This is a genomic window from Myxococcus sp. AM010 (genome assembly GCF_013372585.1).
In the GTDB taxonomy this organism is placed as follows: Bacteria; Myxococcota; Myxococcia; order Myxococcales; family Myxococcaceae; genus Myxococcus; species Myxococcus vastator.
Genome location: NZ_JABXEO010000002.1, coordinates 14,394 through 40,222, shown reverse-complemented (window position 1 = coordinate 40,222; position 25,829 = coordinate 14,394). Strand labels below are relative to the sequence as shown.

23 protein-coding genes are annotated in these 25,829 nt (G+C 70.7%); 16 read left to right on the top strand and 7 right to left on the bottom strand.

Translation table 11 applies throughout. From position 1 onward, the window contains the following. The first annotated feature begins 7 nt into the window (after window positions 1–7). The 12 genes from HV826_RS01860 to HV826_RS01805 all read left to right on the top strand — a co-directional run bounded on the left by HV826_RS01860 (window position 8) and on the right by HV826_RS01805 (window position 13,388). Window positions 8–721, top strand: a complete 714-nt coding sequence (locus HV826_RS01860) for a VTC domain-containing protein (protein WP_176415292.1) — start codon at window positions 8–10, stop codon at window positions 719–721. A gap of 6 nt (window positions 722–727) precedes the next feature. Beyond that, window positions 728–2,428 carry a dTMP kinase gene (gene tmk / locus HV826_RS01855; RefSeq protein ID WP_176415291.1) on the top strand — a complete coding sequence of 567 codons (1,701 nt, stop codon included), beginning with the start codon at window positions 728–730 and terminating at the stop codon, window positions 2,426–2,428. Between the two features lie 9 nt (window positions 2,429–2,437). Continuing rightward, complete coding sequence (locus tag HV826_RS01850; protein ID WP_176415290.1) at window positions 2,438–3,148, top strand: DUF4956 domain-containing protein; 711 nt, start codon at window positions 2,438–2,440, stop codon at window positions 3,146–3,148. Continuing rightward, window positions 3,145–3,930, top strand: a complete 786-nt coding sequence (locus HV826_RS01845) for a hypothetical protein (protein WP_176415289.1) — start codon at window positions 3,145–3,147, stop codon at window positions 3,928–3,930. Before HV826_RS01850 ends, HV826_RS01845 begins: the two co-directional genes overlap by 4 nt. A gap of 129 nt (window positions 3,931–4,059) precedes the next feature. Beyond that, a complete protein-coding gene (locus HV826_RS01840; protein ID WP_176415288.1) occupies window positions 4,060–5,700 on the top strand; it encodes a metallophosphoesterase in 1,641 nt (546 codons plus the stop codon). Between the two features lie 131 nt (window positions 5,701–5,831). Continuing rightward, entirely contained in the window at window positions 5,832–7,250 is a 1,419-nt protein-coding gene (locus HV826_RS01835) for an RsmB/NOP family class I SAM-dependent RNA methyltransferase (RefSeq protein ID WP_176415287.1), read from the top strand. Between the two features lie 29 nt (window positions 7,251–7,279). After that, window positions 7,280–9,058: a M61 family metallopeptidase gene (locus HV826_RS01830; RefSeq protein ID WP_176415286.1), complete on the top strand. Its 1,779-nt coding sequence runs from the start codon at window positions 7,280–7,282 to the stop codon at window positions 9,056–9,058. 11 nt (window positions 9,059–9,069) lie between these two features. After that, window positions 9,070–10,536: a B-box zinc finger protein gene (locus HV826_RS01825; protein WP_176415285.1), complete on the top strand. Its 1,467-nt coding sequence runs from the start codon at window positions 9,070–9,072 to the stop codon at window positions 10,534–10,536. Between the two features lie 116 nt (window positions 10,537–10,652). After that, window positions 10,653–10,964, top strand: a complete 312-nt coding sequence (locus tag HV826_RS01820) for a carboxypeptidase regulatory-like domain-containing protein (RefSeq protein ID WP_255216999.1) — start codon at window positions 10,653–10,655, stop codon at window positions 10,962–10,964. A 276-nt stretch (window positions 10,965–11,240) separates the two neighbouring features. Continuing rightward, entirely contained in the window at window positions 11,241–12,122 is an 882-nt protein-coding gene (locus tag HV826_RS01815) for a ribonuclease HII (protein ID WP_176415283.1), read from the top strand. After that, window positions 12,119–12,754: a hypothetical protein gene (locus tag HV826_RS01810; RefSeq protein WP_176415282.1), complete on the top strand. Its 636-nt coding sequence runs from the start codon at window positions 12,119–12,121 to the stop codon at window positions 12,752–12,754. Before HV826_RS01815 ends, HV826_RS01810 begins: the two co-directional genes overlap by 4 nt. Before the next feature lie 4 nt (window positions 12,755–12,758). Beyond that, entirely contained in the window at window positions 12,759–13,388 is a 630-nt protein-coding gene (locus tag HV826_RS01805) for a histidine phosphatase family protein (RefSeq protein WP_176415281.1), read from the top strand. Between the two features lie 20 nt (window positions 13,389–13,408). Here HV826_RS01805 and HV826_RS01800 read toward each other — a convergent pair whose 3' ends face one another. From HV826_RS01800 to HV826_RS01790, 3 genes are all read right to left on the bottom strand, one after another. Next, window positions 13,409–14,761: an aminotransferase class I/II-fold pyridoxal phosphate-dependent enzyme gene (locus HV826_RS01800; RefSeq protein WP_176415280.1), complete on the bottom strand. Its 1,353-nt coding sequence runs from the start codon at window positions 14,759–14,761 to the stop codon at window positions 13,409–13,411. 293 nt (window positions 14,762–15,054) lie between these two features. Then, complete coding sequence (gene acs / locus HV826_RS01795; RefSeq protein WP_176415279.1) at window positions 15,055–17,010, bottom strand: acetate--CoA ligase; 1,956 nt, start codon at window positions 17,008–17,010, stop codon at window positions 15,055–15,057. 55 nt (window positions 17,011–17,065) lie between these two features. Then, window positions 17,066–17,560: a hypothetical protein gene (locus HV826_RS01790; RefSeq protein WP_176415400.1), complete on the bottom strand. Its 495-nt coding sequence runs from the start codon at window positions 17,558–17,560 to the stop codon at window positions 17,066–17,068. Between the two features lie 61 nt (window positions 17,561–17,621). Between HV826_RS01790 and HV826_RS01785 the strand changes: the two genes are divergently transcribed. The 4 genes from HV826_RS01785 (at window position 17,622) to HV826_RS01770 (ending at window position 21,616) form a co-directional block, all read left to right on the top strand. Further along, complete coding sequence (locus HV826_RS01785) at window positions 17,622–18,044, top strand: NUDIX hydrolase (RefSeq protein WP_176415278.1); 423 nt, start codon at window positions 17,622–17,624, stop codon at window positions 18,042–18,044. Between the two features lie 15 nt (window positions 18,045–18,059). Continuing rightward, window positions 18,060–19,193: an RIP metalloprotease gene (locus HV826_RS01780; protein ID WP_176415277.1), complete on the top strand. Its 1,134-nt coding sequence runs from the start codon at window positions 18,060–18,062 to the stop codon at window positions 19,191–19,193. A 335-nt stretch (window positions 19,194–19,528) separates the two neighbouring features. Next, on the top strand, window positions 19,529–20,764 hold the full coding sequence (gene cml, locus HV826_RS01775) for a CmlA/FloR family chloramphenicol efflux MFS transporter (protein WP_176415276.1): 1,236 nt from the start codon (window positions 19,529–19,531) through the stop codon (window positions 20,762–20,764). A 48-nt stretch (window positions 20,765–20,812) separates the two neighbouring features. After that, a complete protein-coding gene (locus tag HV826_RS01770; RefSeq protein ID WP_176415275.1) occupies window positions 20,813–21,616 on the top strand; it encodes a hypothetical protein in 804 nt (267 codons plus the stop codon). A 9-nt stretch (window positions 21,617–21,625) separates the two neighbouring features. Here HV826_RS01770 and moaD read toward each other — a convergent pair whose 3' ends face one another. The 4 genes from moaD to HV826_RS01750 are packed head-to-tail and all read right to left on the bottom strand — an operon-like array spanning window position 21,626 to window position 25,797. After that, complete coding sequence (gene moaD, locus HV826_RS01765) at window positions 21,626–22,306, bottom strand: molybdopterin converting factor subunit 1 (protein ID WP_176415274.1); 681 nt, start codon at window positions 22,304–22,306, stop codon at window positions 21,626–21,628. A gap of 8 nt (window positions 22,307–22,314) precedes the next feature. Beyond that, on the bottom strand, window positions 22,315–24,150 hold the full coding sequence (locus HV826_RS01760) for a PKD domain-containing protein (RefSeq protein ID WP_176415273.1): 1,836 nt from the start codon (window positions 24,148–24,150) through the stop codon (window positions 22,315–22,317). Window positions 24,151–24,157: 7 nt separating this feature from the next. After that, window positions 24,158–24,886, bottom strand: a complete 729-nt coding sequence (locus tag HV826_RS01755) for an MXAN_2562 family outer membrane beta-barrel protein (RefSeq protein WP_176415272.1) — start codon at window positions 24,884–24,886, stop codon at window positions 24,158–24,160. Next, on the bottom strand, window positions 24,883–25,797 hold the full coding sequence (locus HV826_RS01750) for an MXAN_2561 family MXYO-CTERM-anchored protein (protein ID WP_255208109.1): 915 nt from the start codon (window positions 25,795–25,797) through the stop codon (window positions 24,883–24,885). Before HV826_RS01750 ends, HV826_RS01755 begins: the two co-directional genes overlap by 4 nt. Between the last annotated feature and the right edge of the window lie 32 nt (window positions 25,798–25,829).

The following is a 25,829-nucleotide window of genomic DNA, read 5'->3' as shown; positions in this document are numbered from 1 at the left end:
CCAAACGATGCTGTCGTTCGCGGAAGGTGAAGTCACCAAGCTCCGGCGGGAATTCAAGCTGGTGCTGGAGGAGAAGACGGCCTCGGCCCTGGGCACGCGCCTGTCGCTGGAGCTGGAGGGGCACCTGCCGCCTCCCACGCGCATCGTGTCCGTCTACTTCGACCGGCCCGGTGGCCCGCTGGCGGCGCGGGCCCTGCTCACGCCAGACGACTGTCTCAAGGTCCGGACGAAGGAGTACGCACCGGACCTGGGCGCGGACGGCGAGGCGCGCGTGGTGCTGGAGGTGAAACGGGAGCGCCGCGGCCTCACGCAGAAGCGCCGCGTCTGGGTGCCGCGCTCGGACCTGGGCCGCGTCCTTCGCGGCGGGGCCAGCCTGCTGCCGCTCATCGCCGGAGGCAGCCTCGGCCCGGTGCTGGCGGTGACGTACACGCGCCACGTGTACCAGTCGTCGCGGGCGTGGCGGGTGACGGTGGATCGGGACATTCGCTACCACCGGATTGCGCCGGAGCAGGCGCTGTCCCAGCTTGCGTTGTCGGTGGAGCGGCTGGAGCCCGCGCAGTGGGTGGAGCCGCGAGTGGTGGTGGAGGTGAAGCACCTCGGGCAGGAGCTGCCCGAGTGGCTGGCGTCGCTCAATCCGGGCGGAGCGCCGGCCTACAGCAAGTTCGCAGAGGGAATGGCGAAGGTCCACGCTTTCGCCTCGGATGGCGTCGCAGGGGGATAGGGCACAGTGTTCATCGACTTCGAGGGAATTGACGGAAGCGGCAAGACGACGCTCTCCAACCTGCTGGCCGCGAAGCTGAAGCGGCTGGGCTACCGGGTGGCGCATGCGCGGGAGGGCGGCGAGTTGCAGGCGCCCGCGGCGCGGCGCATCCGAGAGCTGACGCGAGACTCCCGGCTGCTGGAGATGTCTCCACGCACGGAGTTCTTCCTCAACCTGGCGCGGGACGCCCAGCAGTTGGATGAAGTGGTGGCGCCCGCGCTGTCCCGGGGCGAGGTGTGCATCACCGACCGCTACCTGTACTCACACCTGGCGCTCAGCGGCGGAGGCCGCGGGCTGCCCATGGACGAGCTGCGGCCCGCGTGCGAGCTGGCCTCGCAGGGGCTGTGGCCGGACCTGGTCATCCTGGTGGACGTGGATCCGGACCTCGCCCGGCTGCGCAAGCGCCTGGGCAAGCTCCAGAGCAAGCGCGCCAGTGACGGGGACAGCCGGAAGGGGCTGGTGGGCGCGGGCCTGGCGGTGCGCGTGCGCGAGTCCTTCCTGGAGATGGCGCGCAAGGACCCGCAGCGGTGGCTCATCCTGGAGAACAACGACGTCCCCCTGCGCGTGCTGGAGCAGCGGCTGGTGGACGCCGTCGTCGCCCGGCTGGAGGGGCGCGAGCAGCAGGTGCAGCGCATCGTCCCGGCGCCGGCCCGGCCGCGCCATGCCAGCCCCACCACGCTCCAGAACCTGGAGGAGCGCTTCTTCCAGACGCTGGACACCGTGGAGCAGCGCGAACCGGCGCTCGCGGTGTGGATGTTGAGCGGAATCCCGGGCCTGGCAGCGCACCAGCAGCGCCTGGCCTTCGCGGAGCGCTTCCCGGGCCTCACCGCGCGCGGCATGGTGGGCCTGGATGACGTGCCGGCCATGGACCTGCGCGAGTTGCTGTCGGACCTGGCGCCCGCGGAGGTGGCCTTCAGCCTCACGGGCCGCACGGACTCGCGCGCGGCCATGCTCCGTCAGCGGCTGTACGCGCGGGCCCCGACGGAGGTGCTGGCCAGCCTCAAGCAGGACGGCTCGGCCCCGGCGTGGGCCCTGCGTGAGCGCGCCATGCGGGACGGGCGGCTGGCGGACGTGCTCGCGGGGCTCGCGGGCCAGGACTGCGAGGAGTCCTGGGTGGTGCGCGAGGCGGGCATGCAGCGCAAGCTGTTCGCGGAGGTGGCGCGCAGCCTCACCTGTGTTCCGGGGGCGCGGGCGGATGCGCTGCGCGAAGTCCTGCTGCCGCATGACCGGCTGGCGGTGCTGCGCAGCACCCAGGGCCTGGACACGCCGGTGGCCCGGGGCCTGCGGGAGTCCCTGGCGGGCAAGGCGCTGAAGTTGGTGCTCCGCTCGCTGACGGGCCTGGACACCGAGGAGGCCTGGGCGCTGCGCGAGCGCGGCGCGCCGCAGACGAAGGAGGCGCTGGATTCGGTGGACGGCATGGCTGCCTCGCGGGCCTGGAAGCTGCGTGTGGACCACCTGGGCCGGTGGCCCACCACCGCGCTGTCCTCCTTGAAGGGACTGCCCATGGGGCCTCACGCGCAGGCGCTCGTCGAGCGCGTGCTGGCGGAGCATCCAGACCGGCTGCCGGTGCTGCGCAACGCCTACGCCGTGGCCGCCACCGCACGGACGCTCTCTCAGCAGCCCGCGCGCACGCCCCGCGTGGACACCTCTTCCCGGGTGGAGGCCTAGGTCACCGACATGGACGCACCATTCTCAGCCCTGTTCGAAGGCGCGAAAGCGGAGTTCAGCGCGCTGTCCGTCACCGCGATTCTGCCGCGGATGCTGGCCGCGGCGCTCATTGGCACCCTGCTGTCGCTGAGGCCCTGGCGCCTGCTCATGAAGCGGGCGCTGCCCAAGGCGGACATGATTCAGGCGCAGGTGCTGCTGTGCGCCGCGGCGGCGGTCATCACCGCCGTCATCGGCGACAGCCTGGCGAAGGCCTTCGGGCTGGTGGGCCTGGGCGGCTTCGTGCGGTTCCGCTCGGGGCTGAAGGACCCGCGTGACGCGGCCATCCTCTTCCTGATGATTGGACTGGGCATGGCGTGCGGCCACGGCAGCCTGGGGCTGGCCTCCGTCGGGATGCTGTTCGTGATGGCCCTGCTCTTCGTGCTGGACTGCTTCAACCGCGAGGAGGCGCCCCCCGCCACGGCGAAGCAGCGGCTGGTGCTGTCGGCGCAGTCGGATGACCTGGTGGGCGCGGAGGCCACGCTGCGCCGGGTCCTGGGTGAGCGGAACGTCATGGTGAAGAGCTGCGCGCTCGACTTCGACGGGCGACGGCTGGAGCTGGAAGTCGAGGAGCCCGAGCCGGGCTCCCTCGCCGCGGCGCTGGGCCGCACGGAGGGGGCGGCCCTGCGGGGCTTGCGGTGGACGGCGGTGAATCCGAGGAGCACACGGGAGGAGCGGGTATGAGGCGCAGCTGGGTGGCCGTGTTCGCGGCGGGATGGTTGGTGGCGTGTGGCGGCAACAGCCTGCCCGCGGGAGATTCGCAGGGCCCGACGCCCGGCGGAGGACTGCCGGGAGAGCCGGTGGTGCCGGGAGGACCGGGTGGACAGGGCAACGGAGAGGAGCCCACCGGGTCGCAGTCGCTGTGGCCGCTGACCGCGGGCAGCACCTGGACCTATGACATCCAGGACCCCGTCGAGGGCAACTTCCAGAAGCAGGTGACGGTGGTGGGCCCTGGCGAGGTCCCCGGCCAGGCGGGCATCAACGCCGTCCAGGTGCACAGCCGCCAGGACCGCGTGCTCAACGGCACCCTCTATGAGGAGTACTCGTGGCAGGTGGAGCTCACCAACGGGCTCGTCGTGCGCCTGCGCGAGGACGACTACCGCGACGGCCAGCAGGTCCGCTCCACCACCTGGTCTCCGGCCACGGTGAAGTCCGTGGCGCGAGTCCCGGACGCCCTGCCCTGGACGTACAAGAGCGACGTGCTCGAGTACATCACCATGGGCGACGGCTCGAAGGACCAGAAGGACCCGACGTACATCTGGAAGGTGCTCGAATCCGGCGTGACGGTGACGACGCGGGCGGGAACCTTCACCAACGCCGTCAAGATTCAGCGCGACAAGGTCAACAACAACGGCGAGGTGAAGCAGGACAAGACGCGCCTCTACTGGCTCGTCCCGGGCATCGGAAAGGTGCGTGAGGAAGGCGAACGCACCGAGGACCTGGCGTCCTACGACATCAAGCCTTGACGCCTGACCGGGGAGGAGGCGGACACACGGGGCCCTGCCCCGCCGCCTCCTCCTCTGGGCGGGGGCAGGATGAAGGTCAGCGGTTGAACGGTTGCGCCTCCATCCCGAGCTTGTTCGGGAGGAGGCCCCATGCACCGGATGACCCCCTTTCACCTTGCCCCCTGGGTGGCCGCGCTGATGCTGGTGGCGAGCACCGCGAGTGCAGGGACGCTGTATCGGGACCCGTATCTGCAGAAGGTGGGGCCGGACACGGCGACGATTGCCTTCCGGCTCGCCGCCAACTGCCAGGCGGAGGTGCGCTACGGCGAGGGAGCAACCAACCAGGCCGCCGTCTCCCAGGACGCTGGGAAGGTACATGCGGTGGTGCTGACCGGACTGGAGCCGGGCACCGAGTACACATACGAGGTGTCGGCGTGTGGCCTGCGCACGCCGCTCACCCGCTTCCGTACCGCGCCGGTGCCGGGGACCCGCAGCGTGCACTTCGTGACGGTGGGCGACTTCGGCACGGGCGGCTCGAACCAGAGGAAGGTCGCCGCGGCCCTGGTCAAGCGGGAGGCGGAGCTGTTCGTCGCGCTGGGGGACAACGCCTACGCCGATGGCACCGAGGCGGAGATCCAGAACAACCTCTTCGTGCCCATGGAGGCCCTGCTGGCCCGGGTGCCGTTCTTCGCGGCCATCGGCAACCATGAGTACGTGACGAACCAGGGGCAGCCCTACCTGGACAACCTCTACCTGCCCTCCAACAACCCCGAGGGCACGGAGCGCTATTACTCGTTCGACTGGGGCCACGTGCACTTCGTGGCGCTCGACTCCAACTGCGCCGTGGGGCTGGCGTCGGCGGACCGTTGCACGCGGGATGCGCAGAAGGCGTGGCTGGAGCGGGACCTGGCGGGGTCGACGCAGCCATGGAAGATTGTCTTCTTCCACCACCCACCCTGGTCCAGCGGCGAGCACGGCTCGCAGCTCTCCATGCGCCGTCACTTCGGCCCCATCATGGAGAAGTACGGCGTGGACCTGGTGCTCACCGGTCACGACCACAACTACGAGCGCAGCAAGCCCATGAAGGGTGACGCCGTCGCCGGGTCCGGCGAAACGGGCATCCCCTACCTCGTGGTGGGCGGCGGCGGCGCGACGCTGCGGAAGCTCCCCGGCAGCAAGCCGGACTGGAGCGTCATCCGAGACAACCAGGCCTATGGCTTCCTCGACGTGACGGTGGTCGACGGCACGCTCACCGCGCAGTTGCTCGGGGTGAACGGAGACATCGTGGACCGCTTCACGCTGCGGAAGGAGCTGCCGCCCCAGGAGCAGCTTCCCGAGGGGGCGCTGACGCTCCTCGTGGAGGGTGAGCGAGGCGTGGTGCCCCACCGCGCCTTCTTCCGGGCCACGCCGTCCTTCGAGGCCGCCACGGTGACCTGGGATTTCGGTGACGGCGGCGCGGCCGAGGGAGCGGTCGCCGAGCACGTCTTCGCCATTCCCGGGCAGTACACGGTGACGGCCACCGCCACCCAGGGCTCGGTGATGCAGACGGCCACCGCCCTGGTCCAGGTGGCGGCGACAGAGACGCCCGGTGAGGAGCCCCAGACGCCGGACTCCGGCACGACAGACCCGGGCTCACCGGCCCCCCGTCCGGGGCTTCCGGACTCGCCCGGCCCCCCGGATGACGGCCTGAGCAGCGCGAGCGGAGGCTGCGCCGCGGGGCCCACCGCCACCCTCCTCCCGGCGGCCCTGGCCCTGCTTGCCGCGGGGCTGCTTCACCGGCGCCGTAAATAGGGCCTCCCCCGCCCTGGTCGCCCGCGCCCCTCCTCCTGACGACACCTGGAGGTGGGCCGGGCGTCCGCCAGGGCGGATTTGCTTTCCGCGCTTGTCAACCCGGCCCGAGGGATGCAAAGCCGCATTCCGTCATGGCCACCCAACGCAAGTCCCGCCCGCACTCGCGGTCGGCCCCGAAGAAGTCCGGCGCCCCGTCCAGGAAGAAACTCGCCCCCTCCGAGCGGCCCGAGCGGCCCCTGCGAGAAGACCTGGTCCTCCAGGCCTGCCTGGAGGCCTACGCCTCGGTCCGGCACGAGGGCCGCATGGCGGACCGCGCGCTGGACTTCACCCTGCGCCGCAAGGCCAACCTCTACTCCAACGAGCGCCGCGCCGTGGCCGAGCGCGTCTACGGCCTGCTGCGCCGCCAGCGGACGGTGGACTTCCTGCTGTCCCGCGCCCACCCTCGCTTCGACAGCCTGGACACGTCGCGGCAGGACGTGCTCCGGCTGGCCGCCTCGCGCGTCCTCTACGGCGAGCCCCAAGGTCTGGTGGCTCGCCAGTCCGCGCTGGCGCCCCCGGATGCCCAGGCCCTGAGTGCCCTCCCCGAAGCCGCCGCCGCCCTGGAGGCCCTGCCCGCCCGCGAGCGCTTCCCCATCGCCGCGTCGCTGCCGGACTTCCTCGCCGACCGCTTCCTCCAGACGTTCGGCCGGGATGCCGCGCGCGCCGCGGAGGCGATGAACGAGCGCGCCCCGCTGGTCGCCCGCGCCAACCTCCTCAAGGGGGACCGCGACGCGCTGGCGCAGCGGCTGAAGGCGGAGACGGTGGACGTCAAGCCCACGCCGCTGTCGCCCATGGGCCTGGTGCTGGAGACGCGCATCAACGCCTTCTCGCTGGAGAGCTTCCGCGACGGGCTGCTGGAGCTGCAGGACGAAGGCAGCCAGCTGCTCGGCATGCTGGTGGACGCGCCGCCCACGCGCGTGGTGGATGCGTGCGCGGGCGCCGGCGGCAAGACGCTGCAGCTCGCCGCGCAGATGAAGAACCGGGGTGACTTGCACGCGCTGGACATCGATGAGCGCCGCATGGAGGACCTGAAGAAGCGCGCGCGCCGCGCGGGGGTGCACAACGTGCGCGCCCAGCTCATCCCCCACGAGGGCCCGGAGGCCGACGGCGCGCTGGAACCCCTCAAGGGCAAGGCGGACCGGGTGCTGGTGGACGCGCCCTGCAGCGGCACGGGCACCTTGCGCCGCAAGCCGGACGCGCGCTACCGCCTCACGCCCGAGGATTTGGAGATGCATGTGGGCCGGCAGAAGGCCCTGCTGGCGCGCTTCGCCACGCTGGTGAAGCCCGGCGGCCGGCTCATCTACGGCACGTGCAGCGTGCTGCGGGAGGAGAACGAGAACGTGGTGGAGGACTTCCTCGCCAAGCACCCGGATTTCACGGTGAAGCCGGTGGCGGAGCTGCTGGGCGCGGAGCTGGCCGAGAAGGTCGGCCCCGGGCCCTTCCTCCGGCTGGCGCCCCACACCCATGGGACTGACGGATTCTTCGGCGCCGTCCTCGTCCGCGCGAAGTAACCTGCGGCCGGAGGAGGGAGACCCTGCTCATGCACCCTGCCGTCCGCTACCGCGTCTCCATGCCTCGGCCGCACACGCACCTGCTGGAGGTGGAGGCCTCCTTCCCAGGAGGCGCCAGCGAGCTGGACGCCGTGCTGCCTGTGTGGACGCCCGGCAGCTACATGGTGCGGGAGTTCGCGCGGCAGGTGCAGGACGTGACGGCCCATGCGCCGGACGGCACGCTCCTGCCGGTGCGGCGCGTGGACAAGCGCACCTGGCGGGTGGATGCGGGGGGCGTGGCCGTCACGCTGCGCTACCGCCTCTACGCCAACGAGCTGACGGTGCGCACCAACCACCTGGACGGCTCGCACGCCTACTTCAACGGCGCCGCCACGTTCCTCTACACGGAGGCCACGCGCGGGTTGGAGCACCACGTCACGGTGGACGCGCCCGCGGGCTGGCGGACCTTCTGCGCGCTGGGCCAGCGCGCCAACACCTTCGTCGCCCAGGACTACGACGAGCTGGTGGACAGCCCCTTCGAGGTCGGTCCCCACACGCCGCTCACCTTCAGCGTGGAGGGCGTGCCACACGAAGTCGTGGTGTGGGGCGACACGGTGCAGGACCCGGAGCGGCTGTGCGCGGACCTCAAGCGCATCTGCGAGCACCAGGCCCGCGTGTTCGGCGGCCTGCCCATGCCGCGCTACCTCATCCTGCTGTACCTGACGGACCGGGGCCGAGGCGGCCTGGAGCACAAGGCCAGCACCGCGCTGCTGTTCCCTCGCGTCGGCCTCTCCACCAACCGAGGCTGGGAGGACCTGCTCACCCTGGTGGCGCACGAGTACTTCCACCTGTGGTTCATCAAGCGGGTGAAGCCGCGCGCGCTGGTGCCCTTCGACTACGCGAAGGAGAACTACACGTCCCTGCTGTGGGCCTTCGAGGGCGCCACGGCGTACTACGACAACCTCTTCGTGCGGCGCGCCGGGCTGATGTCCGCGCAGCGCTACCTCACGCGCCTGGGTGAAACGTTGACCGCGCTGCATGCCACGCCGGGGCGCCGCGTGCAGACGCTGACGGAGGCGTCGCTGGTGAGCTGGGTGAAGCACTACCGCCCGGACGAGAACTCGCCCAACAGCGCCATCTCCTACTACCTCAAGGGCGAGGTCGTCTCCGCGCTGCTCGACCTGGAGCTCCGCCGCGCCACGCATGACGCCCGGAGCCTGGATGACGTCGCGCGCCTCTTGTGGCAACGCCACGGCGACGGCTCCGGTGTCCCCGAGGACGGCGTGGAGGCCGCGGCCAGTGAGGTGGCCGGCGTGGACCTGACGCCCTTCTTTGACCGGGCGCTGCGCACCACGCAGCCGCTGGACTACTCCGTCTTCTCCCACGTGGGTCTGGAATTGAACTTCCGTCCGCGCGAGGCCGCCAGCGACAAGGGAGGCACGCCGCCGCCGCGAGGCCGAACGGGAGAAGGCAAGCCCAAGGGCTGGCTGGGCGTCACCACGCGGGGCAGCGGCACCATCGCCGTGGTGATGGATGGCTCGCCCGCACAGGACGCGGGGCTCTACGTGGAGGACGACCTGGTCGCGCTGGATGGCTGGAAGGTGGACGGCGCCAGCCTGCTGCCGCGCTGCGAGGAGCGGCGGCCCGGCGAGACGGTGCGGCTCACGGTGTTCCGCCGCGACCGGCTGGTGGAAGTCCCGGTGGTGCTGGGAACGAAGCCCGCGGAGGCGGCGTGGCTGTCCCGCGTGGAGCGCCCCACCGACGCCCAGAAGGCCGCCTATCAGGCGTGGCTCGGCGCCCCCTGGGAAGAGTCCCCGGGGCAGTCGTAGGCTTGGGGGCCATGAGCCCCTCATCGCCCAACATCATTCCACCGGATGCGCCCCTGCCCCGCTGTCAGCGGCATCGGACCGCCGTGGCCGGATGGCGCTGCGAGCGGTGTGACGAAGCGCTCTGCCCTGACTGCGTGGTGGGCCGGCGGGCGCAGACGGTGGAGCTGGTGGCGTGCGCGCGCTGCGGCGACGTGGCGCAGACCCTGCTCACCGCCCGCAGCCGGGTGTCCGTGGCGCAGCGGCTCAAGGGCGCGTGGCGCTACGTCTTCACCCCGTCCGGCGTGCAGGTCATGGTGGCGGTCAGCGTCTTCCTGGCGGCGCTCCGGTGGCTGGTGGAGCTGGCCATCTCCTTCTCGGCCATCATCCCGCTGACGCTCTACGGAGGCGTCTTCTGGGGCACCTTCTTCACGCTGGCGCGGGACTCGGCCCGCGGCGAGACGGCGCTGCGCTCGCCCGACTACCGCGACTACTTCCATGACGCGGTCCTCCCCGGCCTCCGCGGCGTGGTGACCTTCGCCGTCGTCTGGATGCCCGCGTTCCTCTACGTCACGGTGCTGCGCCCGCTCCTCCAAGAGGGGCGCTCGGCGCTCGGCGCGTGGATTCGGAGCCTGGACACCCCCGGACTGCTGACGGTGGATCCAGTGCTGATGGGCCTGCTGCTGCTCGGTGTCCTCTGGCTGCCTGCGGCGCTCCTCATCACCGCCGCGCGCCAGCCACTGCTGACCCTGTTCGATGTGCCCGGAACGCTTCGCATCGTCCGCCGCCTGGGACGGGACTACACGCTGGTCGCGGGGACGCTGGTGGGCCTGGGCGTCCTCCACCTCATGACGCACGGGGTGGCGCTGCTGCTGCGCGTGCTGGACCTCTTCATCATCTCACGCGTGCTGGCCGAAGCCGTCACGCTGGTCATCCCCTTCACCGCCGCGCACGTGGTGGGGCTGCTGCTGTACACGCGGGGCGATGCGCTGGGGTATGGCCTGGAGCAAGACTACCTGGGCCCCGTGCTGGGCGACGCCCCACCGAGCCGCCTGGCGCCGCCCCTGCGGGAAGCCGGGCCCCTCCCCTTCACCGGAGCGGCGGCCACCGTCACCGAGACGGGGACCTCCAGCGACGACGCCCTGGAGGCACTGGCGGCCGCGGTGAACGCCCGCGATGTTCCACTCGTGATGTCGCTGTATGCCGCCTTGCGGCAGCAACCGCGGCTGCGTGTGTCCCCTGAGCACCACCTGTTCGTCGGACAAGCCGCGGCCGTGGAAGGAGATTTCCCACTGGCGGTAGCGGCGTTGGAAGCCGCGGCGGACACGGCGCCCGATGCGCCCACCGCGCCCCGTGCGTTGGTACTTCTGGCGCGTGTGTTGGGCGAACGGATGCACGACGCGCCGCGCGCGGAAGAAGTCTACCGCTACGTGCTCCACCGTTACCCAGACACGGCAGCGGCACGCTTCGCGAGTGAACGCGTGGCTCCGACTTCCGACTGATACAGACGTTGCCGCGCCCGCACGCCAGCATCACCCTTCACGGCATGGTTCGCGCACGCTCGCTTTCGTGGCTCATGGTTTTCGGTCTCTTCGCGGCATGTGACCAGGCGCCTCGCATGGGGCGCGCGGTGGACGACTGCCAGGCGGAGCTGGTGTCGCTCAAGGTGGAGGTGCTGTCCGCGGAGGGCGCGCGCGTGCGCGGGGCGACAGTCACCGGCACCAATGTGAGCTCCAACGTGAGCATCACCGGCGTGACGGACGACCAGGGCGTCAGCACCGCCATCAACGAATCGCTCGCGCCCAGCGCGGTGCGGGTGGTGGCCACCGCGGGCGCCAAGGTGTCCGGGGCCCAGCAGGTGGAGTGGGTGTGTGACGCCTGCAACTGCCAGCCAGAGCCGGCCACCCTCCAACTCCAGCTCAATCCGTAGGACCCGCCCCCGCGCGACGCTGAAACAACCTCGGCTTCACGGATTCATCTGAATGAACGCGAGGGTGGTTGTGCTCCACCCACCCCATGGAGTACGGCTGCTGACATGCGTGACGCCCGTCAGCCTTCCCCGCGTCTGGCCCACCCTGCTTCCAGGGGGGCCCTCCAGTCGGCTTCCTCCGTGCACGGGGCCACGGGGCTGTGTTGCCGCGGTGAGCGCGTTCCCTGCGCATGGGGTCCTGTCAGCACACGTTCCAGGTAGGTCCGGGCGCTCATCATGTCCGCAGACACCGTGGAACAGTTGCTTCAGTGCGCGCTGTCCGAGCTGACCACGCGCTTCGTCACCCTGGCCCATCCCGTCCCCGCCGGCGTGCTGGAGGCGTTGGACGCGGACCCGCGCGCGGGAGCGCAGGCGCTCGCCCGGCGCATCCGTTCGCGCCAGGAGAAGAACCGCGCGGAGGGCCAGCGCCTGCGCAAGCTGCTCCGCTTCGAGACGGAGCTGTGGGAGCGGGGGCACACGCACATCGCCGGCGTGGACGAGGCGGGCATGGCACCGCTCGCGGGGCCGGTGGTCGCCGCCGCGGCCGTGCTGCCCAAGGGCTTCCGGCTCAAGGGGCTGGATGACTCGAAGAAGATTCTCGACGCAGAGAAGCGCGAGTCGCTCGCCGAGGCCATCAAGCGCGACGCGGTGGCGTGGGCCGTGGGCCGCGCGGAGGTGGAGGAGATCGACCGCATCAACATCTACCACGCGGGCCTGCTGGCCATGCGCCGCGCGGTGGAGGGGCTGTCGGTGAAGCCGGACCACCTGCTGGTGGATGCGCGCACGGTGCCGGAGTGCTCGGTGCCGCAGAAGGGCATCATCAAAGGGGACACCCTGTCGCTGAGCATCGCCGCGGCCTCCATCCTGGCGAAGACGACGCGCGACCGATGGATGGCGGAGCTGGATGCCCAGTACCCGGGCTACGGGCTCGCCGCGCACAAGGGCTACCCCACGCCGCAGCACCTGCAGGTGCTGCGTGAGAAGGGCGTGCTACCCATCCACCGGCGCAGCTTCGCGCCGGTACGCGAGGCCTTGGGCCTGTCGACCGGCTCGCCGCCTTCCGCCCTCCAGGCGGAGCTGTTCCCCGTGGCGCCTTCCCGGACGGTGGTGAAGTCATGAGCGCCGACCGGGACATCGACGAGTGGATGGCCGCGCGAGGCCTCACCCTGCCCGAGGTCCGCGCCCGCACCCGCGCGGTGCTGGAGGAAGAGGGCCTCACCCGCCCCGGCCGCCAGCGCATGAGCGAGCCCAAGCTGCTCAAGGCGGCGGAGCTGCTGACGGGGCGCTTCTTCCCGGTGTGCGCGGAGGGCGCGTGCCTCAAGGTGGCGCAGGCCAGCGGGCGCGAGCCGATTCGCGTCGAGCCGCGGCTGCACTGCGAGCGCTGCGGCGGCTCTGCCAACCGCCGCGCGGAGGTGGCCTTCGTGGAGACCTGCCAGCGCTACGGCGTGCGCCGCGTGGTGGTGGTGGGCGGCTCGCCGGCCGTGCGCGAGGAGCTGGAGGAGAAGCTGGGCCACCTGATTGACTTGCGGATGGTGGACGGCACGGAGCGCCGCACGGCGGACCGCGCCCGCAGCGACCTGGACTGGGCAGACCTGGTGCTGGTGTGGGGCGCCACGGAGCTGCACCACAAGGTCAGCGGCCACTACACGCACGGTGGGCCGGCCTACAGCCACAAGGTGGTGCACGTGGTGAGGCGGGGCGTCGCCGCGCTGCTGGAAGAAGGCATCACCCACCTGGAGCGGACGCGCTGAGTCCATGACGACCGAGTTCATCCTGCTCCGCCATGGAGAGACGGAGTGGAACTCCCTGGGGCGCCTCCAGGGACATCAGGACAGCACCCTGAGCCAGGTGGGCCTGCGTCAGGCGGACGCCCTGGCCGCGCGCCTGGCGCCCGTCCACTTCTCGGCGCTCTATTGCAGCGACCTGGGACGGGCCCGGGAGACGGCGCGGCGCATCGCCACGCGCACGGGTCACACCGTCCAGTCAGACACGCGCCTGCGCGAGCGGGGCCTGGGCATCATGGAAGGCCTCACCCGGGACGAAGCACGCCAGCAGCACCCGGACGTCTTCGCCGCGTACGCCGGAGGCGCGCCGGACTACGTCGTCCCCGGCGGGGAGAGCACGTCCCAGCGGCTGCGCCACGCGGTGGAGTGCCTGGAGGAGCTGGGCGCGCGCCACCAGGGCGAGCGGCTGGTCGTGGTGACGCACGGGGGCGTGCTCAGCCTCCTGTTCCGCCACAGCCTGGGGATTCCGCACGCGGCGCCGCGCACCTTCTCCGTGCTCAACGCCGGGTGGAATCAGTTCGACTACCACGAAGGCGCGTGGCGGCTGGTGACGTGGGGCGACGTCACCCACCTGCGCGCCACCAGCCTCGACGACACCTGAGCGCCCACGCCACGCGGGCGCTACAGCTCCACCTGCGGGCGGTCGTCGCGGCGGGACGCGCGCGTCGCGACCGGACGGACCTCCAGCTCCGCGCGGGCCTCGTCGATGGCGTCGCACACCCCGTCGGCGGCCCGCTGGACCTGCTCCAGCGTGTGGGACGCCATCACCTGCATCCGGAAGCGCGTCTCGCGCAGGCGGACGGCCGGGTACTCCACCAGGTTGGCGAAGATGTCGCGCTCGAACACCTTCTTCGAGGCCAGGCGCGCCACCTTCGCGTCGCCCACCTGCACGGGGACGACGTTGGAGGGCTCGCCCAGGCACGTCACGCCCCGCGCCTGGAAGGCCCCGCGCAGCGCCAGGATGTTCTCCCGCGCCTTCGCGCGCAGCGCGTCGCCCTCTTCCGAGCGGACGATGCGCAGCGACTCCAGCACCACCGCCGCCTGCATGGGCAGCAGCGCGTTGGAGAAGATGTGGGGCCCGCCCATGATGCGGATGAACTGGCGCACCGCCGGCGAGCGCGTGGCCACGAAGCCGCCATTGCTCGCGAGCGTCTTGGAGAAGGCGCCCACCACCAGGTCCACCTTCCCCAGCAGGCCCTGCACGCCCAGGCTGCCCGTGCCCCGGGGACCCATCGCGCCCAGGTCATGCGCCACGTCCACCAGCAGCGCCGCGCCATACTCACGGCAGATGGACTGGAGCTCCTCCAGCCGCGGCACGTCCGAGTCCATGGAGAACAGGCCCTCGGTGACGACGAGCACCGCGTTCTGCGTGTCGCGGGCGCGAATCTCCTGGAGCTTGCGCCGCATGGCGCGGTTGTTGAGGTGCGGCACGCGGCTCACGTTCGTCGTCGCGGCGGCGGCGCCCTGCTGGAGGCACGCGTGCGACAGCGCGTCGAGCACCACATGGTCATCCGGACGCACCAGCCCGGCGATGACGCCGAAGCCCGCGCCCCAGCCGGTGGAGAACAGCGCCACGTGCGGCGTCTGCAGGTGCTCCGCGAGCGCCTTCTCCAGCATCAGCGACGGCGCCGTGTTGCCCCCCAGCATCGCCGAGCCCGCGCTGTGCAACCCGTAGTCCTGGATGGCCCGCTGAGCGGCCTCCACCACCGCCGGGTGCGTGGACAGCGACAGGTAGTCCTGCGAACCGAAGTTCAGCCCCTGGCGCGCCGTCCCCGCCTCGCTGCGGACACCACACTCCGCCTTCGGCGCCGCCTCCAGGCTTCGCGAGAACGGCCAGAGCCCGGCCTGCCGCCGCGACTCCTGCCACTCGAAGAAGGGCTCCGTCCGCCCCAGCAGGTCAGGCCCTGTCGGCTGCGCGTAATGGGAGATGAAGTGGGTGAAGAGCGGCGAGTCGAGTTGAGCTCGGAAATCCATGAAGCACGTCCAGGGGGGAAGGTCGCGCGGTCAACGAGAGGCGCGGTGCTCGTGGGGGGCGAGCCGTGCATTTAATGCCTCTGCATCTTTCCAGTGTCAACCAGCCTACCCTGACGGCTCCGCTGTATTCGTTTGTTCCGATTCAACCGGATGTGCTGCTTAGGCTGAAACCGGCGCTTAACAACAAGACAGTCACGCATTTCCAGGGTCAGAAACGACGATTCCCGCTTTTCCACCCCAGGGCAGAGGCTGCTTTTGACGCCCCCCTGCCCTGAAGTGCGAGCGAGTGTCCATCAGTCGTCGTTCTGCCGCAGCGCGGCCAGGACGTTGAGGTCTTCCAGGGTCGTGGTGTCCCCGGAGGCCTGCTTGCCCGCGGCCACGTCCCGCAGCAGCCGGCGCATGATCTTCCCCGAGCGCGTCTTCGGCAGCGCCTCCGCGAAGCGGATTTCATCCGGCCGGGCGATGGCGCCAATCTCCTTGCCCACGTGGACGGCCAGCGCCTTCTTCAGCGCGTCGGAGGGCGTGTTGCCCTGCTTCAGGGTGACGAAGGCCACCAGCGCGGTGCCCTTCAAGTCATGCGGACGGCCCACCACGGCGGCCTCGGCGACGGTGGCATGCGCCACCAGCGCGCTCTCCACCTCGGCGGTGCCCAGGCGGTGGCCGGCGACGTTGACCACGTCATCCACGCGACCCATCAACCAGAGGTAGCCGTCCGCATCCGTGCGGGCGCCGTCACCGGTGAAGTACATGCCGGGCAGCTCGTTGAAGTACGTGCGCACGTAGCGGTCCGGGTCGCCGTATACGGTGCGCAGCATGGAGGGCCAGGGGCGCGTGATGAAGAGCAGCCCGCCCTGCCCTCGCGGCACCTTGTTGCCCTCGCGGTCCAGGATCTCCGCGTGGATGCCGGGCAGCGGCAGCGTGGCCGAGCCAGGCTTCGTCGGCGTGGCGCCCGGGAGCGGCGACACCATGATGCCGCCCGTCTCCGTCTGCCACCACGTGTCCACCACGGGGCAGCGGCCCCCGCCGATGACGTCGCGGTACCACATCCACGCCTCGGGGTTGATGGGCTCGCCCACGCTGCCCAGCAGCCGCAGAGAGGACAGGTCATGCTTGCGCACCGGCTCCTCGCCCAGGCGCATGAAGGCGCGGATGGCGGTAGGCGCGGTGTAGAGGATGGTGGCCTTGTACCGCGCGATGATGTCCCAGAAGCGGTCCGGCCCCGGCTGGGTGGGCGCGCCCTCGTAGAGGACGGTGGTGACGCCGTTCATCAGCGGCCCGTAGACGACGTAGGAGTGGCCCGTCACCCAGCCCACGTCGGCGGTGCACCAGTAGACGTCGTCTTCGCGCAGGTCGAACACCCAGCGCATGGTGAGCGACGTGTTCACCGCGTAGCCGCCCGTGGTGTGCAGCACGCCCTTGGGCTTTCCGGTGGAGCCCGACGTGTAGAGGATGAACAGCGGGTGCTCGCTCTCCACCCACTCCGGTTCACACTCCGCGGGCTGTCCGCTGACCAGCGTGTCCCACGCCACCAGCCTGGGCCCGGACAGCGCCAGCGTGCTGCCCGTGCGGCGGAGCACCACCACCTTCTCCATGGTGGGCATGTTCGGCAGCGCGGCCTCCACGTTCGTCAGGAGCGGCACCGCCGCGCCCTTGCGCCAGCCGCCGTCCGCGGTGAGCAGCACCTTCGCGCCCGCGTCATTCATGCGCTCCTGGAGCGCCTCCGCGGAGAAGCCTCCGAACACCACCGAGTGCACCGCGCCGATGCGAGCGCACGCCAGCATGGCCACCGCGGCCTCGGGCACCATGGGCAGGTAGATGCCCACCCGGTCACCCTTCCGGACACCCAACGACTTGAGCGCGTTGGAAAGCTTGTTCACCTCGGTGGACAGCTCGCCGTACGTGAGGGTGCGGCGGTCGCCGGGCTCGCCCTCGAAGAGGATGGCGGGCTTGTCCTTGCGGGTGGCCAGGTGCCGGTCCAGACAGTTGTAGGCCAGGTTCGTCTTGCCCTCGACGAACCACCGCGCGTGCGGCGGCTTCCAGTCGAGCACCGTCTGGAAGGGCTCCTTCCAGTACAGCTCCTCGCGGGCGCGGTCGCCCCAGTACGTGTCCGGGTCCTTCGCGGCCTCATCCCAGAGCTGCTGGTACTGCGCCATGCTCCGGATGTGCGCGCGCCGGGCGAACGCCTCTGGCGGCGGAAAGACGCGTGCTTCCGTCAGGACCGAGTGAATCTCATGCTTCGAATCCGCCATGCGTTCCTCCAGCGTGGACAATGCCACCCTGTTCTAGGAACCCAGGGTGCCCGTCTCAACCCTCCGTGTCACAGCGCTTCGACTCCTTGACGGCCTCGTAGCGCAGCCACATCTCGCAGACGCATTCGTCGGGGCGGCGCGTGTCGTAGCGGACCCGCAGCACACCATTGAACTGCGTTTCGCACTGCGTCGTGCCGTCGATGTGGATGTTGATCTGATCCAACAGGCACTCCTGGCCGTTCACCTCAGCGGCGGCCTTGACCACGCTCCCGTCGATGGAGAAGTGGTCACCGTCCTCCAGGAAATAGCCCACGAGGTGGCTGTCCAGGAAGCCGAAGTCCAGGCGGACGACGCGCCCGCTGATCTGCAAGGTGCCATAGAGCTGGCCGCGGTTGGTCTCCAGCAGCCCGCAGTCGTCGCGGAGCACTTCGACGGGCTCGAAGACGTAATCACCCGGCTCCTGGACGCGGGGCAGGCAGCCCGCCAGGCACACCAGGAGCAGGCCGGAGAGGACGAGGCGATGGCGTCTCGGAGTCGACACGGCGCGCACCATACCCCACGGCCCGCATCTAGGAAGTGCGAGCGTGACGGCAGCGGGTAGACTGGGGGTCATGCCCGAATACCGCAACCCCAAGCCCACCGTGGACTGCATCATCGAGCTGCCCGGTGAACGCATCGTCCTCATCCGGCGCGCGAATCCGCCTGTCGGCTGGGCGCTGCCGGGTGGCTTCGTGGATGAGGGCGAGCCGCTCGACGCCGCCGCCGTGCGCGAGGTCCTGGAAGAGACGGGCCTTCACGTGAAGCTGTCGGAGCAGTTCTTCACGTACTCGGACCCCCGGAGGGATCCGCGTCAGCACAACATCTCCACCGTCTACATCGGTTCGGCCGAGGGCGAACCGCGGGGCGCCGACGACGCGGCCGAGGCCCGCGCCTTCCGCGTGGAGGAGCTGCCGAAGGACTTGTGCTTCGACCACGACACCATCCTGTCCGACTACGTGACGTACAAGCGGACCGGTCAGCGGCGGAAGCTCTAGGAGCGGCGCGGGAGGATGCACTACGCGCTCGTCCTGCTCGCCCTGGGAGGCCTGCTGACCCTCCACGAGTTGGGGCACCTCGTCGCCGCGCGGCTGCTCGGTGTGCGGGTGCCCCGCTTCGTGTTCGGTTTTGGTCCCCCGCTGGTGTCCTTCCGGCTGTGGGGGACGCAGTACGTGGTGGCGGCGGTGCCCCTGGGCGCCACGGCGCACCTGCAGGGGATGAACCCACACCGTGCGGACGCGGACGAGGCGGCGGGCTTCGCGGCGCGCGGGCCGCTGCTGCGCATCCTCATCATCCTGGCGGGGCCGCTGGCCAACTACGCGCTCGCGCTGGGCGTCCTGTTCGCGCTGTACACGTCGGGCACGCACGTGGTGGTGCCGCTGACGGTGGGGACGGTGCAGCCGGGCTCGGAGGCGGCGCGGGCGCAGCTGTTGCCGGGGGACCGCATCGTCAAGGTCGCGGGGCAGCCGCTGCGGAGCTGGTCGGAGTTCGTGGAGAAGGTGGGCGCGGCGCCGGGCGTCCCGCTGGAGCTGGGCGTGGAGCGCGGCGGTGATGCGCGCTCGGTGGTGGTACGGCCCCGGCGGGATGAGCGCGGCACGGGCCGCATCGGGGTGAGCCAGCAGTACGTCTACAAGGCGCACAGCGCGGGCGAGGCGCTGAGCCATTCGTTCACGCACACCGTCAAGGTGGCCGCGGAAGGCGTGGCGCTGTTGAACCGGATGATGCGGCACGGCCTGGAGAGCGCGGACGCGGCGAGCCCCGGAGCGATGGTGCGGCAGGAGTCCGCGGATGCGATGGCGTCCGGGACGGATGCCCTGCTGCGAACCCTGGTGGCCGCGTCCGTGGTGCTGGCGCTGTTGACGTTGCTGCCCGTGCCTGGGCTGGATGGTGGCCGCGTGGTGCTGCTCCTGGTCGAGGCGGCGAGCGGCCGGCGGATTCCCCCTCGCGTGGAGACGGTGGCGCAGACGGTGGGGTTCCTGGGAATCGCCGTGGCCGTGGTGTTGATGGCGACCGCGGAGATTCGGCGCGCGTTGCCGGCGCGGCTCGGCATGGAGGAATCGCCGGCGCAGGACGCGGGGACGACAGGGGCGGCACAGCCTCCGCCCGCGGCGTCAGGCTCCGCGGCAGGAGCTGACGCGGGGACGTAGGCAGCCACCGGCGCTGCCCCGGGTGCCGCACCGACCGGAACCAACGCAGCGGGTGCAGCCAGACGCGGCGCCTCTCGTCAGAATGGCTCGGCGTCGACGTCCTGTCCGGCCACGGCGGGCATTTGCCCGACACCGTCGTGATTGCTACACCCAGCCCCGACCTTCGAGCGCGGACGCGCCGCATGGGAGTCAGCGAGATGGGAAGCACCGAATCCGCAGATGAGTGAGCCGCGGCGACACGTCAATCGTTGCCGCGGCCCTCTGCGCCAGCTCATCCCGGTACCCGTGGAGAGGCAGAGCGCCGCCAGATGTTCCTCATTTGTGCGGATGCAATCGTGCCTGACTTCAAATCCCCGTCGTGGAATCACTCCGTGCCAGCAGCGCTGTTGCTGATGGCGCCCTTCGACCTCCTGGCCTCACTGGCCATGGACATCTACCTGCCTGTCGTTCCGGCGATGCCCGGAATCCTCAACACCTCCCCCGCCATCGTCCAGCTCACCTTGAGCCTGTACCTGGCGGTGCTCGGGCTCGGGCAGATGGTGTTCGGCCCGGTCTCCGACCGCATCGGCCGGCGCCCCGTGCTGCTGACAGGCGCCCTCCTGTTCGCGGCCTCATCCTTCCTGCTCGCGGGAACCTCGGATGCCGCGCTGTTCGTCGGCCTCCGGCTCCTCCAAGCCATGGGGGCCTCCGCGGCCCTCGTCGCCACGTTCGCGACGGTCCGCGATGTCTATGCGGAGCGCCCCGAGAGCGCGACCCTCTACAGCCTGTTCAGCGCCATGCTGGCCTTCGTCCCCGCGCTCGGCCCCATCGCGGGAGCGCTGCTCATGCAGCACCTGGGATGGCGAGCCATCTTCATCACGCTCGGCATCCTGGCGACGGCGGCGCTGCTGCAAGCCCTGCCGCGGTGGCGTGAGACGCGCCCGGCCCAGTGCCTCCAGCCGCGGCCCGCGCTCCGGCACATCCTGCGCAGCGCCACGTTCTGGACGTACACCCTGGGCTTCAGCGCGGCCATGGGCTCCTTCTTCGTGTTCTTCTCCACGGCGCCCCGGGTGCTCATCGGTCAGGCCGGCTTCTCCGAGCTCGGGTTCAGTCTGGCCTTCGCCACCACCGCGCTCGCGATGATGCTGACGACCCGCTTCGCGAAGCGCTTCGTGGCGAGCTGGGGACTGGCGGGAAGCCTCACGCGAGGCATGGGCATGTTGCTGCTCGGCGCGGGGCTCCTGACGGCCGGACAGCTCCCGGCGACACCGTCATTCTGGACGTTCGTCGCGCCGATGTGGCTCATCTCGGCCGGCATCGTGTTCGCCGTGTCCGTCACCGCGAATGGCGCGCTCCAGACCTTTGGCGATGTGGCGGGAACGGCGGTCGCGCTCTACTTCTGCATCCAGAGCCTCATCGTCGGCGTCCTCGGCACCCTGGTGATTGTCCTGCTGGACGGCGACACGGCGTGGCCACTGGTGGGATACGCGTCCCTGATGGCAGGGGTGACGTTGACGGCGCTTCAGCGCCTCCGGCGTCGTCAAGGCGTCCTGACGGAAGCCGCGCTGGCGGAAGGCTCCGGCGAGACCTAGCAAACGTCCCCAAACCGCGCCGCGGGGCCCTTCTCCCGCGGCGCGGCGGTGGTCTCCGTCTTTCCCGCCTGGGACGGAACCCAGCCCGCCTCCCGGCTGTCCAGGGACCAACCGGGCGTCGGCCGTCTTTCGGAAGACGTCTCCTGGTCGATGAAGGAGCCGCGAGCCATGCAAGGCCCTATGCTTCCCCCCGCGATGAACACCAAGGCAGGCGGTGGAATCTTCTGTGAGCTGTACTGGGGCGACAATCTGTCCGAGGCGTGGAGCTACGGGCCGGAGCATTCGAACGTCCACGCCGCCCCGGACGAGACGGCACCGCTGCCGCTCTACGGCTTCACCCTGCCCGAAGAGCCGTTCCTGCTCGCCGAGCGCACCGCGCAGGGCTGGCGCATCCACCTGCCGCCCGCTGCCCGCGCCGAGCGCACCATCAAAGGCGACGCCTACGCCGCCGTGCCACAGACGGACCTGCGCCAGCACGACGGGCGCACCACGGTGGAGCTCGCGGAGGGCATGACGCTCCGCCTCTCGGAAGGCCAGCTCTCGCTGCGCATCCAACGCTCCGTCGTGAAGGAGCAGGTCAACCGGCTCCAGTGGAAGGACTTCGGCTGGCTCATCATCGTGAGCATGCTCTTCCTCAGCCTGCCGGTGGGCTTCCTCATCGCGGGTCCCACGCCTCAGCGCATGGAGGAATCCAAGGTCCGCGCCATGAAGATGGCCGCCGACAAGGAAGCCGAGCGCCGCAAGGCCATGGGCCTGGACACCCCCCTGCGTCCGCTCACGGAGGAAGAGCTCGGCACGCAGCCCGACGGCGGTGACGACGTCACGGTCCCCGCCTTCCTGCGCGTCCGCTGAGGCGGCGCTTCAGGGCCCCAGGCCGACCCAGACCTCCCCATCCTCGAAGAACTCCTTCTTCCAGATGGGGACGTCCTGCTTGAGCCGCTCGATGGCGTACTCGCAGCCCCCGAACGCCTCCTTCCGGTGCGGCGACGCCGCGGCGATGACGACGGCCAGCTCGCCGGGCACCAGCGTCCCCACGCGGTGGATGATGGACAGGCGCACGCCGGGAAACCGCTCCGCGGCCTCCGCGCCAATCTCCGCCAGCTTCTTCTCCGCCATGGGCGCGTAGGCCTCGTACTCCAAGCGCAACACGCGCCGGCCCTTCGTCTGGTTGCGCACGGAGCCGCTGAACGTCACCAGCCCGCCGTACGCCTCTCCGCCGACGGCCTCCACCACCTCTTCCAGCCGCAGCGGCCGGTCCACCACCCGGAACACCCCAGGTGCGCCTCCCGCCACGGGAGGAATCAGCGCCACCTCCGCCCCATCACGCACCAGGGCATCAGGCCCGACGAACTCCTGGTCCACGGCAACACGAAGGTGCGGCAGGAGTGGCGCCAGCGCCGCGTACCTGGCGGTCAGCAGCCGCATCACGTCCCGCACCTGGGCGCCCTCGGGCACGTCCAGGGACTCACGCGCCTGCCCGGTGCGCTCGCGCGCCGCGGCGAAGTAGAGGACGGTGACGCGCACATGCCCTGTGTCCGCCATACCGCCGCTCAACGCGAGGCCTCCTGCGCCGCGCGCAAGGACAGGCGCCCCTTGAGCCGGCCACCGCCCTCCACCGGGCTGAAGTCGAGGAAGCCCGAGTCCAGCGGCGTAATCCGGTCCAGCAGCGCCCCCGAGAGCGCCTTCGTCGCCCCGAGCAGCGGCCCCGGCACGCCGGGCACCTTCTCCGCCGCGCGCAGGTCCGCGCGCAGCCGGCCCAGGTCCACCATCACCGACACGTGGCCCGCGCTGAAGGCCTCGCCGCCGAAGCGCTCCCGCAGCTGGGCGCCCACGTCACCGCGAGGGCGTCCCTGGAGCAGCTCCCCCGCCAGCAGGCTGGCGCGCTCGGGCATGATTCGCAGCTCCACCGGCTGCGCCCGAAGCCGCGTCCGGAAGAGCGTGCCATTCGCCTCCTGCTGCGTCGTGTAGCGCAGCGCGGAGTCCTCCAGTTGCTGCTGCACGAGCGCCCGCACGGGCTCCGACGCCGTCAAGCCCGCTTCGACCACGAGGGTCCCCTTGAGGTCGGGCCGCTTGTTCCGGATGAAGTTGCGGAAGAAGGCCGGGATGTCGAAGTACGCACGCAGCACCACGTCGCCGCGCAGCGCCTTGAGCAACGCCTCCACGTCCAGTCCTTCACGACGCCAGGACGCCACCATGCGCTCGCGGCGCTCGGAGCCCGGCGCGCCGAACGCCAGCCGCGCCAGCTCCTCGGGCGGCACGGAGAGCTGCGCCGCGGCGATGGGCCCCAGCTCCGCGTCCTGCAGCAACGCCGACGCGGGCGCGCGGGCGCCCTGGAACAGCGGCGTCGACGAGGACAGGAACCCATCCAGGTCCAACCGCTCCGGCTTCACCGCCAGCGACGCGGCGAAACCTCGAATCGGGTGGGTGCCTTCTTCATCAGGCGTCACACCGGGTTGCTGCCCGGAGAAGAGATACACGCTGCCGTTCGCCACCTTCCCTCTCAGCTCGGTCAGCAGCGCATCCTCGGAGATGCCCGGCCCCGTGAGGCTCCGCACCGCCATGCGTGCCACCTCCGCGTCGGGGATGGCCAGCACCTGCGCCTGCTGAGGCTCGCCTTCCTCGGGCTCCTCCAGCCCCTCCTCCGGCACGGCGAGATAGAGGTAACCCCGGTCCTCGAAGAGCAACATCGGAGGTCCACCCGACGCGGGCTCCACGGTGACGGCGCCGTCCGGCTGCGGCATCACGCCGTGCCCCGCCCGCTCCAGCTCAATGGCGACGGCCTTCAGGGCCGCCTCCGGCTCCGTGATGCCCAGCAGCGTCACGACGCCGTCGAACTCCGGGAGCAGGAAGAAGCCGAAGCCCTCGTCTGGGTCCACCACTGTCCCGGTGCCGTCCTCCAGGTCCGCGAAGAGCAGCGGCAGCAGCGGCGAGGACTCCACGGCTCGCCGCGCGTTCTCCGGCCCCACGAGCCGCGCGTAGAAGTCCATCAACAGGTCCACATGGCCGCGCAGCTCGGGCAGCCACATGACGGTGCGCGCGCTGGAGGGCACCGCGCGCAGCACGGGCCGCGGCACCACCGTCAACTGGACGTGGCCGACCTCTTCCCCTTCGTGCAGGGCGCGCACGGTATAGGCGCCTGCCCGGGAGAAGGCGTGGGACACCCACGGCGCCGTCTGGGCGTCGCTGCCGTCACCGAAGTCCCAGGTGACGGCGGTGGCGTCCTCGCGCTGCGAGCCGAGGTCGACCGGCACGCCCGCTTCCACCGTCCGGTCCTGCCCCAGGTCTGGCCGCACCACGCGGCGGCAGCCGGAGGCCCAGGGGCCCACGGCGACCGTCATCAGGAGGAGCGCGACAAGAGACCCAGGGCGGCGCGGAATGAGCGGCATGAGCCGCTTAGTAATCCAGCGCCAGTCCGAACATCCAGCGCCGGTTCGACAGGTTCAGCCCCGCGCCGCCGAAGTTGTCCACATCCGCATAGGTGTACTCGGCGAAGAGGTAGCTGTGGTTGACGCCCAGGTCGGAGTCGAAGTCGCGCGCGAAGCGCGGCTCCAGCACGTCCAGCATGAAGGCGATGCCACCCGTCGCGCCCCAGCCCCAGCGGGCGCCCGAGCCCCGGTTCCCATCCACCACCTCGGTGCCGGCGCCCTTGGTAATCCACCACGGCGTGTAGATGAGCCCCAGCTTGCCGTAGGGCACCAGCGGGATGCCCCACTCGAAGGCGGCGTAGTCGAACTTGTAGAAGACGTTGAAGGCCAGGGGCACCAGGCGCAGCGCCGTGCGCTCCGCCGCATCCGTACCATTGGCCAGTTTCGCCGTTCCGTACTTCTCGCCGTAACCGGCGGAGAAGCCCACGCCCGCCGTGCCCACGCCTTGGTAGAAGTACCTCTGGAGCTCCACCTCGAACGTCAGCAGTGACTCGCCACCGAAGTAGTCCTCGTACGGCGTGCCATTGAGGCCGGGCTCTTCATCAATGAGGGGCTTGTAGCCACCCATGCGGAATTGAATGCCGCCCGTACGCGGCGAGCGCAGCGAGACTTCCTCCTCCACCACTACCGTGTCCTGCCCCCAAGCGGGCAGCGCGGCGAGCAACGCCACGACCCCCAGGGCCGATGCCCGACTCATGACCGCTTCCTCCTCGACGACAACCAGATTCCGAGGGACGCCAGCACCGCGCATCCCGTGATGCCTCCGCCTGCCGCGGCGCAACCACCCGTCTCCGAGCCGCCAGCATCGAGGTAACCGCCGTAGAAACCGTCGCTCGCGATGGGCGTCCCCAACGTCACGGCGGAAGGCTCGCTCCGGTTGCCCGCCGCATCAATGGCAATCGCCCGCACGGCGTACTCCACACCGTTCTCGAGCCCATCCATGCGGAAGACCGTGTTCGACACGGCCTGCACCTTCGAGTTCACCACTTCGCCCGTGCCTACCCCACCATCCTCACCGCCAACGAGCGAGAGCACCTCCACCACCATCGACGCTGAATCGCTGGGAACCGTCACGGTGGCGCTGAGCGCGCCGTCCAGGCCCGTCACCGCGGGAGCGGAGGGCGCGGAGGGGGGCTCCGGGTCATACACGAGGTCGATGGCTGGCGTGCCCACCGAGCTGAACGTGTCCGCGCACGTCTGGTTGCCGATAACGTCAACAGTCACACGCGGGGTGGAGGCGCAGAGCCGAAAGGTCGCGGTCGCGGTCTGCGACTCACAGGTATCCCCCCCCGCCTCCAGCGCCGCGCTCGCGCGCAGGGTCAGCGTTCCCGTGGTGGTAGTGGTATCTCCAGCGGCGACCTGCTGGAGCAACAGGTCCGCCCCCGCGGGAGCGCGCGTACAGGCGCCGTCACTGGAAAGCCAGAAGTACAGCGTCTCGCAAAGCAGACCCGTCCGGCTCCAGGTCACGGTGCGTTCCGCCGTGCAGTCCGCCTGGGAGACGACGATGCGATTGTTCTGGAGGATGTTTGGCGAGGCCGTGAACGTCACGGTCTGCTGCCCCAGGGCAGTCGACGCGAAGAGCAAGAGGCCAACGAGAATGAGGCGCATGGGTACGCCCAGGCTAGCAAGCGGGAGGCCAC